Source organism: Lysobacter sp. GQ73, from assembly GCF_059758755.1.
This window is the reverse complement of record NZ_JCAXEE010000001.1, coordinates 40,418-58,339: the sequence shown is the minus strand read 5'-3', so window position 1 is coordinate 58,339 and position 17,922 is coordinate 40,418. Positions and strand designations below refer to the sequence as shown.

Here is a 17,922-nt window from a genome sequence, read left to right as displayed (position 1 = left end):
AATCTTTTAGCCTCGACAGAATCTGTAATAAGACGGCGGTGGCCGGAACTACGAGCCAATTCCGTTCTAGCTCGTGATACACATGGAGGAAGGTGAATGCGTATTGGTTCGGTACTCGCGCCTGTTCGGTACCCGGATTGCAACTTCGGCAGCCTCTCGCCATGCGCAATTCGCGACTGGGCGAAAGCTTCGGGGCTCTCAGTCGCCTCCGAAATCTGTGCCAACTTTTGCCTACCCCCTCCGGGTTGGGCACAGCGACTTTCGAACCCGCGGCCAGTACTTCGACTAGCCTAGAACGAGAAATGGATTTCTAAGGGGGACGGACGTGATTGAATTGCCAGCCATAACATTCACGGAGAATTTCGGCCCAGCGCGCATCATGCGACGCATCCGCGACGGCTCATTAGAGGCGATCATTTCAGATACTGCCTACACCCACGCTTCTGGCCTAAGAGGCCGGCTGCTGGAACTTGGCAACGGTGAACGGATACTGCGCGTTGCGTCCTCTACCGCGCTCTGGACCGATGACATTGACGGCATTATTCGTACAGGGCGCGCGAACAATTTCCAGTGGGTCGACCATCGCCACCTGCGCGAATTCCGAGAAGCGATCGCCGTCCGAGGCTGGCAGGCCATTCGAGAAGCTCTCGGGCAACAGATGCATGCATCGTTCCGCCTGAGCTGCGACCAAGCTCAAGTGCCCGATCAACCCCGACTCAGGCCGCCTCAGCTGGCGGCCTTTCATGGAATTGGCGGGCACTGGCAAATGGATCCAGCGCACCCGGCAACTGTTGTAATGCCGACTGGCACGGGCAAGACTGAAACGATCCTGGCAACGTTCGTAGGCTTAAACGCCATGCCCATGCTTGTCGTTGTGCCCAGCAAGACGTTGGGCGCCCAGACCGCTGAGAAGTTCCTGACCCTGGGGAAATTGCGCGAACTGGGTGTCGTACCGCACAGCATCTCTAATCCAATCGTTGGCGTACTTCGAAGATCAATTACAGCCGCCGAGCATCTAGAGCTGTTCCAGCGATGCCATGTTGTTGTCGCAATAATCAACTCCTTGGCACATCGGGCAAGCGTCGCGCATCTCACAGGAATTGCGGCGCACTGTGACGTCGTGTGCTTCGATGAAGCGCATCATGTAACCGCATTCAACTGGGACCGCCTGAAGACGGCTTTCGCTGGCAAGCGCGTGCTGCAGTTCACCGCAACCCCCTTCCGCCGCGACGGTCAGCTCGTAGAAGGCAAGGTAATCTTTCAGTACCCACTCGCTCGCGCCCAGAAGGATGGCTACTTCAAACCCATTCGACTCCGCCCTGTCTCGGCTCTGCCCGGCGCTCAAGCGGACGAATCAATTGCGAGCACTGCCGTCGACCAACTGCGACAGGATCTCGCGGGCGGCCAGGGCCAAGAGCTCGCTGCACCCCCCTTCGATCACCGGCTTATGGCGCGATGCGGGTCAATTATTCGAGCCCAAATAGTTCATGAAATCTATGCGCGATTGGCGCCGGATCTGAACCCCGTATTGATACATTCCAAGGATGCCCAAGCGACACAGTCTCTGCGGGAGCTGCGTGAGGGTCGATCCAAGATTGCCGTGTGTGTTGACATGCTTGGGGAAGGTTTTGACCTTCCTCAACTCAAGATTGCGGCGATCCATGACAGCCACAAAAGCCTAGCAATTTTCCTTCAATTCGCTGGCCGATTTACCCGAGTTGCTGATCGCTCGATCGGGAATGCCACGGTTGTCGCCAACATCGCTGATACTTCAGTGACGGGCGCGTTGGAGCGTCTTTACAGTGAAGATGCTGATTGGAATACGCTACTAAGTGAGCTCAGCGGCACCGCGATCGATGAGCATGCCACGTTCGTCAACTTCCTGGATTCTTCTAGGCCTATCGAACTTCCAAACGATCCCCGAAAGATTGCACCAAAGCTACTTAGGCCAATGTTCGGCACTGCTGTCTATCATGTCACTAGCTTCAGCCCACAACAATTCGAAAAGGGCATGGAACGCGGTAGGCGAGTGGTAGCGGCCTGGCGAAATGATGATACGCATACGGTTTACTTCGTTACGCGCAGGGACGAGAAAGTTCGGTGGACCCACGCCCGTGATATTCAAGACACGATGTGGTCCCTGTTTGTTCTGCATCATGATACTCAACGCGGCCTGCTATTCGTATCATCCACGGATAAGAAATCCTTGTTCGAAGATGTCGCAAAGGCTGTCAGTCCAGATGCGACCCTCATCGCCGGAGAAGTCGTGTTTCGCATTTTGAGCGGGATTTCGATGTTGACCCTTCAGAACGTCGGCCTAAAGCGGTACAGCAGAAGGAATCTCAGTTACTCAATGCATTCTGGCCAAGAGGTTGGCTCTGCCCTCACGCAGATCGAACGCACCAACACGATTCGAAACAACCTTGCAGGGACAGGCTGGGAAGGAGGGCGTCGCGTGGGCGTAGGTTGTTCACAGAAGGGGCGAATCTGGTCGCTTGACCAAGGCACTCTCCCTAAACTCATTGAATGGTTCGACCACATTGCAAGAAAGCTGGTCGACGAAACAATTGACACTACGCACGTACTGGATGGGATGTTGTATCCAGAGATCGTGGATATCCTGCCAGAAGTCTCAATACTCGCGATCGACTGGCCCGAAAAAATCTTGCGCTCAGCGGAGGCGAGAGTCCAGTTCGTCTCCAATGAGGCACCCCCAAGACAGTGGCCGCTGTATCGCCTAGAACTCCGCATCAGCGATGACTGTCGAGTTTCCCCTACGGCATTGCGTTTTAAGCTATCCGCCGAAGACGATGCGACGATCGCAACCTTCGAGCTTGAGATTGGCCCCGCCGTGAATGGATGTGTCGTCCGGCAATTGTCGGGCGCCCCGCTATCAATCGCCGTCGGCTCCCGCACGCAATTAGCTACAGATTTCCTCAGCACCTATCCACCGGGCATTCGGTTTGTCAACTTATGGCAGCTCGAGGGTGAACTTCTAGTCAGGCCCCGCCCTCCCGGCGACGAAAGATTGCCTGATACCGCGTTCGAAGCTTGGGATTGGACCGGCACTGATATCGAGCGCGAATCCATCTGGAGTGCGGGCCAGACCCGGCGAAACTCGATCCAGTGGAAGGCAGCACAGAAATTCATCGCGGATGGATTCCATGTGGTTATTGACGATGATGGTGCGGGCGAGGCTGCAGACCTCGTGTGTCTGAAGGACGAGCCCGACCGCGTTGTGCTTTCCCTTGTACATTGCAAGTTCTCTCACGGCCCCACACCGGGCTCACGGCTAAACGACGTAGTCGAGCTCTGCTCGCAAGCAGTACGTTCTGCGAAATGGAAGTGGCGGTTCGAGGAACTGATTAGTCATGTCATCAAGCGTTCGGACGGCGGCATAAATGCCGGTCGACAGCGCTTCTTGCGGGGGGATCTTGTCTCAATGAAGAAAATCATGAGTATGGCGCGTTCAAAGCCGGTGCAAGGCCGTGTGATCATTATTCAGCCTGGGCTGCGCCAGTCGAACCGGAGCATGGAGCAAGAACGCATTCTTGTGGGGACTGCGGCCTATCTGAAAGAAACGATCGATTGCGACCTGGAGATTGTTTGCAGCACGTAATATAGCGAGGAATAGCCCACCATACGATGCAGCGAGAAGGACCTCGGCCTCGGCGTTCCGATGATACGCGCCATCGACAAGAGCTTAGCGAATTCTCGGATCGGGCTTGTGCTGGTAACCCCTACGCTTCTGGCCCGCCTCCCCAAAGGAAGCGTTACCGACAAAGAGCTTTCGACACTCCTAGCGGGTAACCAGCTCATTCCCGTCGTGCACAATGCAACGTACGAAGCCCTCCGCAATGTCAGCCCATGCCTAGCCTCCCGAACAGGTCTTGATACCGCAGAATATTCAATGGCTGTGGTAGCGGAAAAATCGCCGAGCTAGTCACGCTGCAGATCTAGTGAAACCACGCCCTAACAATTCATTCAAACCGACGCCGCTACGCGGAACGGATTAATTCGGCGTTAGATTCCAGGAGACAGCCCATGGGAAACAGCCAATTGCCAGACGATCGAGTTATCGTCGAACGACTGAAACAAGAACTCGCCGAGTCCGAGCCTACACGCCGCCGAAGAATAATTGAAAAATTCGTACTAGCTGCCTTAGGCAGCATTCCGTGGATTGGTGGCTTTCTCAGTGCCGCATACGAGTACAAAGCCGAGGAAGGAACGCTCCAGCAAGACTCTCTCCAGACTCAATGGCTTGAAGAACATCAAGAAAAGATCACCGCACTGAGAGCTACGCTCGCTGAAATTCAGTCTCGCTTCGAGTCTCTCGGCCCGGATATTGAGGATCGGATTCAAAGTCCTGAGTATCTGAACATTGTTCGCAAAGCCTTCCGCACGTGGGATGAAGCGGACACTGAAGAGAAGCGTCGCTATGTAGCAAATCTGATCACAAATGCTGCTGGCACCCGCGTCTGCTCCGATGACGTAGTTCGACTCTTCACTGATTGGATTCAGCTCTACCATGAAGCGCACTTCGCTGTCATTCGAGAAATCTACTCATACCCTGGCTCCACGAAGCTTGACATCTGGACGGCCATCTACGGCGACACCCCACGTGAGGACTCTGCCGAAGCAGACCTCTATCGGCTATTGATACGCGACCTAAGCACGGGCGGCGTTATTCGACAGGAGCGTGATACAAACGCGCACGGCCAGTTCCTGCGCAAACGACCGCAGAAAACAGGCGCACGCCCTCAAGCTCCAACTACAACTGAGTCAGCCTTTGAGGACGCAAAACCCCATGTACTCACTGAACTCGGCAAACAGTTCGTGCACTACACCATGAATGAAGTGGTTACTCGTCTCGAAGACGACGCCAAAAGGGCTTGAGACATAACAATCCATTCGACCGAGGCCACTACGCGGCGCGATTCCAATCAAGAATTAGACCGCAATGGAGCATCCATGAACATTGAGCTTATTGCCCACAATCCCAACGAGGACTGTGAAATTTCCATCGGATTTTATGAGTTCGCTCATGCCGGATGTGGGCCCATGAACGAAAAATATGTTCAGTCGACTGATGAGTATGTGCTCCGATGCTCCTGCGGTCTTAAGATTCACTTTCCACGCTTTGGCGTCGCTGTCAGCGCGATCATGAATTCCGTTATAGACGAGCAGCCAAGAGACCTAGAGCCCGGATCGTTCCACTCCAACTTGGCTGAGACGATCCGTGTTCGCCCCCGTGGCGCAGCCTAAGAATTCGTTCAAGTCGACACGCTTCATGGCGTTGATAACCTAAAATATTAACCGATGCCCGATTCCAGTCGAAAGCAGCAGTGCTTCTTCTGTCGACAATGACGATTCTACGAGCGAAGAGCGCCAATAATTCGCTCCTAGGCGCAATCGGACTGAGTCGTTGAGCCGTCGCAGTGGCACTGCCGGACCCAGTCCGCTGCTCCGGCTCAGCACCCACCGACTTAACGGCTCAACGGAATCTCCAAACAGCTCTCCCAATACCGCCGAACCCGTACAGACTAGCCCGCATCGGCCATGCCCCCCACCATCGTCTTGGCGCTACACCATTGATTTCTACAGCGGATTGCGCAGCACGCTCACCACCGCTACCAACCGGTTGCCGGGATGCATGCTCTTGCCGGTGGCGCGACCGGCTTCGAAGTTGATTACGGTATGACGATCGGATTGCAGCAATTTCCTATCGCTGACATCGCCGACGTAGCTGACGCGCGATTAGTAGCGCGTGAGTTCGAAATAGCGCTGGCGGGGAAATTTATCGCGGAGCGAAAGTCAAAGTTGCGCTTGTTGGTTTCAACTTCCAGGCGGATGGGGAGCACGCGACTGAATTCCACGGCATCATTGAAGGGTTCGCTGACGAAGATCAGGCTATCGGCGGCATCTAGTTCGTGGTCGACAATGCCGCCGCCAGACACGATGCGATACCGATAGTTGCGGTCGCGCAGTTTGAGAGCCCGTTCAGCGTAAGCACGCCTGAGATACGGGTCATATCTTAGTATCTTCGGCGCCGCTTCTACTTGACCCATGGCGTGTGCTCTTTCAGGATTAGCCGCGAGTGCTCCGGCAGTTCGGACGCCGACCGCGGCATACATGGAGACGTAAATGCCGAAGCTGGACTCTCATCTCTTAGCGGCGAAACTAGCGTCACTAGTCTGGGTGTTCGCTATCTGTGCGTGTACCGCCAAAACCGCGGGCCTTACTTCAGCTCAAGGCAAAGCCGCCATCAACGACTCGCTTAGCGCGCAACAACTCCATGACAGAATCCGGGCCTGGATTCTGAGCGTGAACGACGCCCGAGACCTGTCCGAGCGGAACATCGAGAAGCGCACTGGCCTTGATCTCGGGCCTGACTCGGAGCAGCCAAACGGTTTCCGCGGCGTCGGGGCTCTGCCCGAAGGGTGGCGCTACTCGTTGTCGTCAGTAAAAACTGTGCCCGGACCGAGCCCTCACTCCGTTCTGTTCAGTATGGGACGTATCAGCGAGAGCTACGCCGATATGACGCCTGTGTGTGTCGAGTTGGAGCATTACCGGTCTGCCCTCATCGCCGCCGGATTCAAACCGTCGCAGCGCCCGCAGCGGCTGGGCACAGAATACAGGTTCTTCCGTACTAAAAAGGTCTCTGTACGCGTCGAAACTCACGGGAAGACAAAACGCTACGACAAGCAACGATGTGTTTCTAGATTGTTCGTCTCTGCCGCGGCCCCTCCAGGATGATCAGGCATGGCAACACTTCAGGAAGAATTGGAAGCAAAGCAAAATCTCGACACCTTGACCCTTGACGGCCGCTCTTCCAGGATCGGGCCACGAGTGCGCCGGACGCTCACCGCGGCACACATGGAGACGTAAATGCCCAAGCTCGATTCTCACCTTCTAGCGACGAGACTGGCCCCGCTGGTCTGCGTGCTCGCTGCCTGTGCGTGCGCCACTACGACCGCGGGCCCCACTTCGGTTCAGGAGAAGGCCGCCATGACGAAATCGGCATCGCCCGCCATCAACGACTCCCTTAGCGCACAACAACTCCATGACAGGATCCTGGCCTGGATTTTGAGTGTGAACGACGCCCGTGACTTATCCGGGCCGAACATCGAGAAGCGCATTGGTCTCGACCTGGGGCTTGCCCCCGAGACTCCCAACAATTTCCACGCTGTCGGGACACTGTCTGAGGGTTGGCGGTACTCGCTGTCTTCGGTTAAAACCACACCCGGACAGGAGCCCCATGCCGTCCTGCTCAACATGAGGCGCACTGGCGACGGCTACGCCGATATGGCTCGCGTATGCGTTGGCCTGGAACATTACCAATCCCCCCTCATCGCCGCAGGATTCGAAGCATCTGAGCGCCCTCGGCGGGGAGGCACGGAATACAGGATTTTCAGAACGAAGAAGGTCCATGTACGCATTGAGCTCCACCGAAAGACAACGCCCCTCGACGAGAAGTTGTGTGTTTCCCGGCTATTCGTCGCGGCTGTGGCCCCTCAAGGATGATCGGAAATGGCAACACTTCAGGACGAATTAGAAGCCAGGAAAAATCTCGACGCGATGCTGACTGAATTCGAGCGACAAGGCGAAACAAACAATCTGAACCCAGGGAGGATTTTTCGCGGCGTCCTCGACAGCACCCCGGGACTCAAGGTGCAGTTCGTGGCCGCGGTAGAGAAAGGACATCTGGTCGCGATAGAAGCCGAGCCGGATCCGAGATTCAACGGCAGTTACGACTACGTCAATCGCGTCATGCGGCTGTCGACTGATCAATTGAGCGACGCCGATCCGAGCCTCGCGCCTGAAGTGCTCAAAGACAACGTCAACCTGATTCGCTACACCGCTGGTCACGAGATCGATCACGCAGTGTCCCGCAACGAATATTTGCAGTTGGGGCAGCGATTCCAGGAGCAGGTTGCAGCAATCGCGAACGGCTCATCGCCTCACGACTTTACTGCTGCGGTGAAGGAGTACAACGAGGGCGCTCGCGCAAGAGAAGCACGAGCTGAAGTCGCGGGATTCAATACCATTTCAGCTCAAGTGAGACACGAGAACCCTGCAGCGACGCTGGCCGACGTGTATGAAGCCGACGGCGGCGCGTCCAACTACATCGATGAGATCGACAGAGATCCCCCGGGCTACGTTGTCCAACCGGGCCTGCACCTCAAGCCCGATCTACAAATGGACGCGGATAAAAGCCTGGAAACGATGGCGAAGGAGTTTTACGACCGTAACCCAGACTACCCAGCCCGCAACATCGACTGGGCCTTCAGCGAAATCTACCGTCAGGAAGCCATCGCACAAGCCGCGCATCCGGGACGCGACTTTCCTGAGATCAGGATCAATGTCCAGGCGCTTGGCGCGGAGGTGACTTTGCCGCCGGACTTCATCGACACCAGCCGCTCGCCAGACAAGCCGACGCCGCCTGCGCCGCGCCCTGCTCCTCCCGGCGCCAACGATCCCGGTCATCCCGATCACCCGCTGCTGGAGAAGATCAGGGGCAGCGTGCGCGACCTGGAGCAAAGCATCGGCAAGCCCTGGGACGAGCAGAGCGAACGCATGAGCGCCAGCGCGCTTTCATTGGCGGTCGCGAACAAGTTCGCCCCTGGCGACGATGTCAAAGTCGCGCTTAACCGCCCTACCGCGCAGAACGCGGCGGGCGAAGTGCTGTTCGTGTATCGGGACGGCCGCGGCGCCTCTCCGGACCCCGCGGCCAACTATGCGCACATGCCGGTGGCCCAGGCTCTGTCGCTGCCCGCGCCCGAGCGGTACGAGCAAGCGCAAACCATGCGCGAGGCGCAGACGGCCGAACAGCGCTTGGCGCAGGAGAACGCGCAGCAGACACAGGGGATGGCCGGACAGTCTCAAGGTGGGCCGCGGATGTAGCGTTGGTCCGCGTGCTGTCGCACGCGGCAGTTCGTACAACCCTGCCCTCCACCGCAATGTCTGAAGCGCAGTGCAGGTTCGATACCGCCGCAGCTTGCGGCAGGTTCGGGAGCGATGAGTCCGCTTGTGGATCGCCAAGCATCGGGTTGCAGGCATGCGGCGCGAACTGGAGTGTCGCGGTCGCGGCTTGCGCCCCTCCTACCCAAGACCGCCGCGGCCGCAACCGCACTGGCGCCAAACGACGGCATAAAGAACCTGTCGCCCGCGAAAACCGGCACTGCGGCGTAGTTTGGATCCCCACTTCGCGAATCTGGTCACAGATAACAATCAACGTGCGTCAATCGGACATGTCCGAACTCGTCACCAAACCACGTATTCCTGCATTAAGTCGCTCGAAATGCTCCGGCGGGGCTATCAGAAGGCGATGACCGTTGTGCTAGGCTCGTTCGGAATCAAAGGAGTGATTCATGCCAGAAAACGCAAACTCTTATGAGACGCTCGTTGCAGTTTTCCGGGACGAGCTTGCGATCGATCCAGCTCGCGTTCACATGAATTCGCTGCTGATCGGCGAATTGGGCTTCGACTCCATCGCCTTCGCGATCGGCCTGGTGGCGATCGAGGAAAGGCTCGGGGTGACGCTCCAGCAGGAAGAGCTGATCCTCTGCAAGACCGTCGCAGACGTCGTCCGACTCATCGATCTGACGCGCGATCGCGCCATCGGGTCCGGCGCCGGAATTTCCTTCGAATCCGCAATTCCCGCCTAAAGCTCCGGTCGCCGCGAGAGGTAACCCCCGTGGCCGGCCGCGCGTTATCGGAAGATCAAGGAGCGATCGGATCGTGAGCAGGTTTACCCAGCAGGTATTCGTCTGTGCGCCCAACTCCGGCAAAGGCCTGGTGACGGGCGAACCGCAACAGCCGATCCGGCGCACTTGGAAAGAGATTCATGAGATCGCACGCCGCATGGCGGGCTCGCTCGCGTCGGCCGGGGTGAATCCCGGCGACACGGTCGGCGTGCTGGTCGGCGAGCCCGTGAGCATTGCGCCGGTGATTCAGGCCGTGTGGATGCGCGGGGCATCGGTGACGATGTTGCATCAGCCCTCTCCGCGATCGGACCTCGACGCCTGGGCGGAAGACACCTTCGCGGTGCTCGACATGATCGGCGCGAAGGTCGTGGTCGTCGGCGACGTCTTCGCCCGCACGACGCCGCTGTTCGAAGCGCAAGGCACCACAGTCGTGTCCGCGGAGACGCTGGCCGAAGGCGCGGCGCTCGACCCGGTCGATTGCGGCGAAGACGATATCGCCTTCCTGCAGCTCACCTCCGGCTCGACCGGGCTGCCGAAGGCGGTGGCGATCTCGCATCGGAACCTGCACGAGAACGCCGCGGCGATGGTGAGCGCGTCGCGGCTCGACCCGCAGGCCGATGTGCTGGTGAGCTGGCTGCCGCTGTACCACGACATGGGCATGATCGGGTTCATGGTGCTGCCCATGCAGGTCGGCGCGGAGGCCGTTTGCGCAGCACCCGGGGAGTTCCTGCGCTCGCCGCGGCTGTGGCCGACATTGATATCCAAATACCGCGGCACGATGACCGCGGGGCCGAACTTCGCCTATGCCCTGCTCGCCCGTTACCTGCGGGCGGCGCCCGACGGCGCGTTCGATCTATCGTCGCTGCGGTTCGTGCTCAGCGGAGCCGAACCCATCGACCATGCCACCGTGTCCGCCGTGATCGAATCCGGCGCGCGCTTCGGGCTCGACGACAAGGCCTTCGTCGCCGCGTACGGGATGGCGGAAGCCACCCTCGCCATTTCTTTCTCCGAGACTGGCGCAGGCATGCAGTTCGATACGGTCGACCAGGCGGCGATCGAACTGAAGTCGCATGCGGCGCCGCGCACCGACGCTGCCGCGCGCCACCTGGCTAGGCTGGGCAAGCCCCTGCCCGGCATCGAGATCCGGGTCGGCGACGGGCCGGGCGCCGGCACCCAGGCGCGGGCGGTCGGCGAAATCAAGATCCGCGGCGATGCCGTCTCGCGCTATTACCTCACGCCGGGCGGCAAACAATCGCTGCTCGGCGACGGCGGCTGGTTCAGCACCGGCGACATCGGCTATGTCACCGAAACCGGCGAGGTCGTCGTCTGCGGCCGGTCGAAGGACATGATCATCGTCGCGGGACGCAACATCTTCCCCACCGACATCGAACGCGCGGCCTGCCGCGTCGGCGGCGTGCGTCCGGGCAACGCCATCGCGGTCGCCCTGGCCGCGGCGGGCATCCGCGAAGAGTTCGCGGTGGTGGTCGAAGCCGTCGACAGCGCCGACCTCGAGTCCAGCGCGCGCATCAAGAACGAAGTATCGAACGCGGTTTACGCGGCCTTCGGCGTCAGCCCCCGCCTGGTCTCGGTGGTGCCGCCGCGCACGCTGCCGAAGACGCCGTCGGGCAAGCCGCGGCGCTCGGCGACCATCAGCATCGTCGAGGCCGAGATGGCGATGTCGCATGGCGCGAACCACCAACGAACACAGGAACAGGTCGGCTGATGAGCCTGCAGAGCGAAACCCCGATGTCCGCCACCGCGTCCTTCAAGGACCGCCTGGACCGGCTGCTGGCTTCCGAGCCGACGCGCCGGATGATCGACGAGGCGGAAGTCGCCGGCCGGTTCCCTCGCGGCATCATCGAATTGCTGGGCCAGGAAGGCATCTTCGCCGCCAAGTGGCAGGACTGCCCGGTGCCGGCGCTGGAGCATACGCTGGCCTTGTCCGAGCGCTTCGGCCGGCTCGGCGCCGGCGGCATCGCCTCCGGCGTCACCCTGCACGACTCGGCGATCGGGATGCTGCGCCGGTTCGGCCGTTCCGACCGGCTGCGCGAGGTCGCCGGCCGGGCGATCGCGGGCCAGGCCGTGTTGTGCATTTCCGCGACCGAGGCCGGCGCGGGCTCGGACATGCTCGGGCTCGCCTCGACCGCGGTCCGGGAAGACGGCGGCTTCCGCCTGCGCGGGCACAAGAAGATGGCCTCGCCTTCGCCGATGGCCGATTACATCGTGCTGGCGCTGCGCGGGACCGACGAGAGCCACGCCGGCCGCGACGATCTGGCGCTGTTCCTGGTGCCCACCTCGCAGTTGCGTGTCGGCAAGCAGTTCGACACCGTCGGCGCCCGAAGCATCAGCACCGCCCCGGTGTTCTTCGACACCTGGGTGCCCGCCGAGATGATGATCGCCCGCCCGGGCACCGGTCTTGCCGTGCTCAGCATGGCCTTGGCCCAGGAACGTTTCGCCGTGGCGGCCCAGGTCGTCGGCGCCTGCCAACTGGCCCTGGGCGTGACCGTGGCCCGGATGAAGCGGCGCAAGTCCTTCGGGGCCACGCTGTTCGACCATCAAGCGCTGCGGCTGAGGGTCGCCGACCTGCAGGCGCGGGTCGATTTGATGCGCTTGGCTTTGAACGCCCTGATCGCGGACGGCGCCGGGTTCAACGTGCGCTCGGCCTCGGCCGCCAAGGTCAGTGTGGTTCGCCTCGGCTGCGAAGTGATGTCCGAGTGCATGCACATCTTCGGCAGCGCCGGCGTGCTCGAGTCGGAATCGCCGCTGGGCCGTTGGTGGCGCGACGTGAAGATGGCGCGCATCGGCGGCGGCACGGACGAAATGCTGTGGGAGATCGTGGCCGCGGGCCTGGAGCCGGATTACGCCAACTACGACCGACTGGTCGACGAGTGGCAGCCGGAGCCTGCGGTGCAACTGCGGGCTGTAGAACAGCAGGCTGTAGAGCAGCAGGCTGCCGCTCCGCGGATCGGCTAGCCGCAGTTCGACTGAGCCGCAGCTCAGCGCCGGCTGCGTTGCGCGACCGCCGCGCCGACGCGTTGCGCGTCGCGGCCGACGAACCCCAGCAGCGCCGAGCCGCGGTTGCGCATCCGGTACAGACCGACGAAGTGCAGTCCGGACGCGCCGATGCCCGCGTCGTGCCGGGGCTGTCCGTCCGCGCCGAGCAGTTCCGCGCCGAGCCAGGACCAGTCGTTGCGATAGCCGGTGGCCCACAGCACGGTCGTCGCGTCGATCCGCTTGCCGTCGGCGGTGACCAACTGCGCGCCTTCCGCATCGACGACCCGCTCGGCGAAGCCGACGCTGCGGGCGAGTTCGTCGATCTTCGTGCCGACCACCGGGTCGGGCATCGCCAATCGCCGCGCGAGGGGCGTGTTGGTCGGCAGGCGCAGGATGCCGCACTTGGACAACCACCAGAACGCATCGCGCCCCAGGATCCGCTGCGGCAATCGCGGTTGCCTGCGGCCCTTGCAGACCACCACCTCGCGGCTGCCCGCCAACTCGGTCGCGATCTGCAGGCCCGAGTTCGCCGAGCCGACGACCGCGACCTTGCCTGCGGGAATCTGCTCGGGATTTCGGTAAGCGTGCGAATGCAGTTGGGTGACCGACGGCGCCAGCCGTTTGGAAAACTCGGGAACGACGGGGGTCTGGAAGGCCCCGACCGCGGCGACGACCTGGCGCGCGGCGATGCTCGCGTGCGGGGTGGTCACCGTGAAGCCCTCGCCGGACCGGCCGACCGAAACCACCCGCTGGCCGAAATGGATCGGCAGCTCGAACGTCGCCGCGTAGGTCCGGAAATAGTCCGGCACTTCGTCCTTGGCCGGGTAGCGATCCGGATCGCCGGGGAACGGCAGGCCCGGCAGGCCGCAGAACCGCGCGGAGGTAAACAGCCGCAGCGAATCCCAGCGATGGGTCCATGACACGCCGAGTTCGTCCGCGGCGTCGAGCATGACGAAGTCCACGCCCGCCTGCTTGAGCGTACGGCCGACGGCGAGGCCGGCCTGGCCCGCGCCGATCACGACGACGTCGATGGCGCGGGGCAGCTCGCTCCCGCCGGCGGATGCGCTCGAACTTGGCATGGTCACTCCACGACACCATCACGGACGAAGGCCGGCGCCGACGGCGCCGGCGTGGATAAACGCAGGCGCAGGCGGATCATTGCGCGAGCTCGCGAACGGCAGCCACGACCTCGGCGAGGTGCTGCGCACCGAACAGACTGTGGTGGGTGCCGGCGACGACGCGCGTGGCCACCGTGCCGCGGGTGCGGGATGCCCAGCCCCAATCGCCGGCGGCCTCGTGCAGGTGCGCCGCATACTCGCTGACTTGCCCGTCGCGCGCCCGGATCAGCGCGACATCCGCCGCGACGACGGGCGGCTTGTAGCTGCGGCAGGCATTCACGACCTGCGCGAATACCGGATAGACATGATGCAGTTCGGTGGCGAGCAGGTCGGCGCCGGCGGTGTCCTCCCGGAACCAGTCCTGCAGCGTTTCCTCGTCGACCGGGCCGGGTGGCGGATCCGTCGGCGCGGGCGCATCGAACACGATCAGTTGCGCCACCCGTTCTCCCGCCGCCTCGAGTTGCGCGGCCATCTCCAGCGCGATCACCGCACCCGACGACCACCCCGACAGGGTGTAAGGGCCCGGCGCCGCGGCGCGGACCGCGGCCACATAACCCTGCGCCAGCGCTTCCACGGTGTCCGGCAGCGGCTCGCTCGCGGCGAGTCCGAAACTGGCGCGGTCGAGATCGCGCGCCAAGTCGCGATAGGCCGCGACCGATCCGCCGGCCGGATGCACCAGGAACAGCGCCGGCCCGGTTCCGGGGTGCAAGGGCACCAGGGCGTTGGACAGCCGCTGCCCGGTCATGAGGCTGGCCAAGCGCGCGACGGTGCGCGACTCGAGCAGCCCGCCGAGGGAAATATTGAGCTTGGTCCTGGAGCGAAGCGCGGCGACCGCGCGCAATGCAGTGAACGACTGCCCGCCGAGGTTGAAGAAATCGTCGTCGACGCCGATGGTGTCGACGCCCAGCACTTCCTTCCAGACGGCGACGATGGTGCGCTCCAGCTCGGTGCGTGGCGCGCGGTACTGCACCCCGGCCTCGGCGGCCGGTTCGGCGAGCGCGAGCAGCGCGCCGCGGTCGAGTTTGCCGTTGGAGGTGACGGGCAGACCGGCGATGACGGTGATCTGACTCGGGATCAGATAACTCGGCAGCCGGTCCGTGAGGCTCGCGCGGATGGACTCGCCGTCGCCGGGGCTCGCCTCGTCGTGGAGCACGACGAACGCGCGCAGTTGCTTGTGCTTGGCCTCGCCCGCCACGACGACGACGGCGTCCTTGACCCGCGGATCGGCCGCCAGCACGTGCTCGACTTCGCCGGGCTCGACCCGGTGCCCCTGAATCTTGCATTGCGCATCGATGCGCCCGATCAGCTCGATGTTGCCGTCGGGCAGCAGGCGGCCGAGGTCGCCGGTGCGATAGATCCGCTCGCCGGTGGCGGGGTGGGCCACGAACGCCCGCGACGTCTTCTCGGGATCGCCCCAATACCCTTGCGCCAGGCCGACCCCGCCGATGTGCAGTTGGCCCGTCGTCCAGGTCGGCGTCTCGTTGCCCTGCTCGTCGAGGACGTACCAGGGTTGGTTCGCCATCGGCCGTCCGTAGGGGATGCTGCGCCACTTCGGGTCGACCGCGTCGATGGGGTGCCAGATCGACCAGATGGACGCTTCCGTCGCGCCGCCCAGGCTGATCACCTTCGCGTTCGGCGCGATCGCCTTGATGTCGTCGGGCAGAGACAGCGGAATCCAGTCGCCGGACAGCATCACGATGCGCAGCGCGGGCAACTGGACGCCTTCGGCGCGGGCAACGTCGACCAGCAACTGCATCAGCGGAGGCGCCGAATTCCACACCGTGACGCCGCGTTCGACCATCGCCGCCAGCCACGCGTGCGGGCTATGGTCGGACGGATCGGGCAGCACCAGCGTCGCGCCCGCCATCGCCGAGCCGAAGATGTCGTAGACCGACAGGTCGAACGACAGCGACGAGACCCCGAACACCACGTCCTCGGCGACGATGCCGAACTCGCCGTTGACGTCGAGAATCGTGTTGACCGGGCCACGGTGATCGAGTGCGACGCCTTTGGGCTGACCGGTCGAGCCGGAGGTGTAGATGACGTAGGCCAGCGCGGACGGGTCGAGGCCGGTGGGCAAGTCCGCGCTTGCGCCGGCCGCGCTTGCGGAGGTCGCGCCTGCACCGGACGTGCTTGCGGAGGCGGCATCGCCGCGGACCGCAACGACGGGCACGCCCTGGCGCTCGCCTGCATCGGCGCCGACGATGACCGCCGCGCCGATGTCGCTGACCAGTTGGTCGATCCGCCGCGGCGGCCACGCCGGATCCATCGGCACGTACGCGGCCCCTGCGAGCAGCGCCGCGTAGACGGCGATCATCTGCGCGACGCCCTTGGCCAGCACGATGGCGACGCGATCGCCGGGGCGAACGCCATGGGCGCACAACACCTTCGCCAGGGATTCGGCGGCCGCGAGCAGTTCGGCGTAGCTCAGCGATTCGTCGCCGCAGACGACGGCCGGATGATCGGGCGCGACGCAGGCGCCGACCTTCAGCCCGTCCGACAGACGCCCCTCGTGCAAGGGCCGCGTGGGCCGGATGTCCAGCGGCGGCGCGTTGTCGCGGGCCGTCACGAGCGTCGTCGTGGCAGTCCAGGCCTGCGGGTCGTCGGCCAGGGTGCGGATCAGCGCTTCATGCGCTTTGCACAAGGCATCGATGAAACCCGCGGGGAACGCGGCTTCCACGACGTCCCAGACGATTTCGATGCGGCCGCCGCGAAGCAGGAAGAACTGGTGATCGAGCAACACCTGCGGCGTGGCGAGCTTGCTGTAGCCGAACTCCTCCTGCTCGCCGCCGGCCAAACCCGAGGACACCACGAACGGACACGCGGCGCTGCCTTGCGAACGGTGGCGAGCGTTCAACGCCTCGAGCACGTCGACTCCCGACCAATCGGTGCGGCCGAGGTCGCCGATGATCGTCGCCTGCAGGCGCCCTGCTCTTTCCAGCAGGCTGGCCGTTGCGCGCCAATCGAATTCCAGCGGATAGATCGCGCCCAGGTTGCCCAGTACCGATTCGGCGCCTGGAATCCGCCTGAGCAGACGGCGCGTGATCATCTGGTTGAGAATGAAATGGCGCGACCCGCTGAAACGGGCGACGACCTCGCCGTACACCGCCAGCAATGCCGTCACCGGGCTCATGCCGTGCAGGGCGACGCCTGCGGTGAACGCGCCCCAGGTCGCCGCGTCGAGGACCAGACGGCGCCGGTTCAACCCCGGGTTTCCGTGCAGGCGCACGAGCGGCAGCTCCGGCGGAGCGGGCAGCGCCGCTACGCGATCGGCCCAATAGGCGCGCGCCCGCTCGGCGGCTTCGTGGCGCTGCGCCAACGCCAGCGAAACCTCGGCGATCCCCACCTGGTCGGCGGGCAGTTCGATGTCCGGTGCCGCGTAGTACTGCTCGACCTCGGAAAGCAGGCGCAGCCCCGAAAACTGATCGAGAAACAGATTGCTGAAGTTGACGTGCAGGCGGACGTCGTTGTCGCCGTACCGTGTCAGCTGGAAATCGAGCCACGGCCAGCGGTCCATGGGCAGCGTCTGATTCGACATCCGGTGCCGGACCTGCATCAGCCCCAGCGTCGTCGCCAGGTCGGAGAGCCCGCGCAGGTCCCAGACGGATACGCGAGGCGGCCTGACGTCGTCGACCTGCCGCAGCCGCAGGTCCGGCGTCACCGCGACGATGTTTCGCCGGTGGCGTTCGAGCACGCGCGCGATCGCGGCGACGAAACGATCGATGTCCAGGCCGGGACGCTCGACCTCGAAGTAAAGATGCGGGTGCAGCGCATATTCCATGCCGTCGGCGGCGCTGACGACCAGCAGCCGTTGCATGTCCGTCAACGGGAAATCGGCGTGGCCGGGCTTGGCGTCCGGCACTGCGACGGTCCCGTCGTTCGAGGGCGCGCTCACGAGCATAGTTCTCCTTGCTCTATACCTGTCCGTCCTTCGGCCGGACACTACCTTTCGCCCCCAGGGGCGTCAATCGACTTCCGGGGGATTTCGGAAACGCTTCACAGTACCGGGCGAAATAGCGCGTTACGCTTACTCACTTCGCACTTTCGGCAACAGGCGCCGGCCCTTGCTGCATACGGACAAACCGTCCGCGCCCGGCCAGCGC

General features: G+C 62.7%; 11 protein-coding genes. 8 read left to right on the top strand and 3 right to left on the bottom strand.

All coding sequences use genetic code 11. The annotated features are described in order from the left end of the window. Positions 1-325 precede the first annotated feature (325 nt). Positions 326-3,619 carry a DEAD/DEAH box helicase gene (locus tag AC6CH2_RS00230; RefSeq protein WP_498267425.1) on the top strand — a complete coding sequence of 1,098 codons (3,294 nt, stop codon included), beginning with the start codon at positions 326-328 and terminating at the stop codon, positions 3,617-3,619. A gap of 425 nt (positions 3,620-4,044) precedes the next feature. Continuing rightward, positions 4,045-4,896, top strand: a complete 852-nt coding sequence (locus AC6CH2_RS00225; protein WP_498267424.1) for a hypothetical protein — start codon at positions 4,045-4,047, stop codon at positions 4,894-4,896. Between the two features lie 794 nt (positions 4,897-5,690). Here the strand turns inward: AC6CH2_RS00225 and AC6CH2_RS00220 are convergent. Beyond that, the gene (locus AC6CH2_RS00220) at positions 5,691-6,068 is read right to left on the bottom strand and encodes a hypothetical protein (protein ID WP_498267423.1); all 378 of its coding nucleotides are present in this window, start codon (positions 6,066-6,068) and stop codon (positions 5,691-5,693) included. 256 nt (positions 6,069-6,324) lie between these two features. Here AC6CH2_RS00220 and AC6CH2_RS00215 point away from each other — a divergent pair, with 256 nt between their 5' ends. The 6 genes from AC6CH2_RS00215 to AC6CH2_RS00190 all read left to right on the top strand — a co-directional run bounded on the left by AC6CH2_RS00215 (position 6,325) and on the right by AC6CH2_RS00190 (position 12,680). Continuing rightward, positions 6,325-6,756 carry a hypothetical protein gene (locus AC6CH2_RS00215; RefSeq protein ID WP_498267422.1) on the top strand — a complete coding sequence of 144 codons (432 nt, stop codon included), beginning with the start codon at positions 6,325-6,327 and terminating at the stop codon, positions 6,754-6,756. Between the two features lie 132 nt (positions 6,757-6,888). Beyond that, positions 6,889-7,524 carry a hypothetical protein gene (locus AC6CH2_RS00210; RefSeq protein WP_498267421.1) on the top strand — a complete coding sequence of 212 codons (636 nt, stop codon included), beginning with the start codon at positions 6,889-6,891 and terminating at the stop codon, positions 7,522-7,524. A gap of 6 nt (positions 7,525-7,530) precedes the next feature. Continuing rightward, positions 7,531-8,904 carry an XVIPCD domain-containing protein gene (locus AC6CH2_RS00205; RefSeq protein ID WP_498267420.1) on the top strand — a complete coding sequence of 458 codons (1,374 nt, stop codon included), beginning with the start codon at positions 7,531-7,533 and terminating at the stop codon, positions 8,902-8,904. Between the two features lie 467 nt (positions 8,905-9,371). Beyond that, complete coding sequence (locus AC6CH2_RS00200) at positions 9,372-9,668, top strand: acyl carrier protein (protein WP_498267419.1); 297 nt, start codon at positions 9,372-9,374, stop codon at positions 9,666-9,668. Between the two features lie 73 nt (positions 9,669-9,741). Then, positions 9,742-11,430: a fatty acyl-AMP ligase gene (locus AC6CH2_RS00195; protein WP_498267418.1), complete on the top strand. Its 1,689-nt coding sequence runs from the start codon at positions 9,742-9,744 to the stop codon at positions 11,428-11,430. Further along, positions 11,430-12,680 carry an acyl-CoA dehydrogenase family protein gene (locus tag AC6CH2_RS00190; RefSeq protein ID WP_498267417.1) on the top strand — a complete coding sequence of 417 codons (1,251 nt, stop codon included), beginning with the start codon at positions 11,430-11,432 and terminating at the stop codon, positions 12,678-12,680. The genes AC6CH2_RS00195 and AC6CH2_RS00190 overlap by 1 nt, the downstream gene beginning before the upstream one ends. A gap of 23 nt (positions 12,681-12,703) precedes the next feature. Here the strand turns inward: AC6CH2_RS00190 and AC6CH2_RS00185 are convergent, their stop codons facing one another. Beyond that, entirely contained in the window at positions 12,704-13,780 is a 1,077-nt protein-coding gene (locus AC6CH2_RS00185) for a flavin-containing monooxygenase (protein ID WP_498267416.1), read from the bottom strand. Positions 13,781-13,856: 76 nt separating this feature from the next. Continuing rightward, complete coding sequence (locus AC6CH2_RS00180) at positions 13,857-17,714, bottom strand: non-ribosomal peptide synthetase (protein ID WP_498267415.1); 3,858 nt, start codon at positions 17,712-17,714, stop codon at positions 13,857-13,859. Positions 17,715-17,922 lie beyond the last annotated feature (208 nt).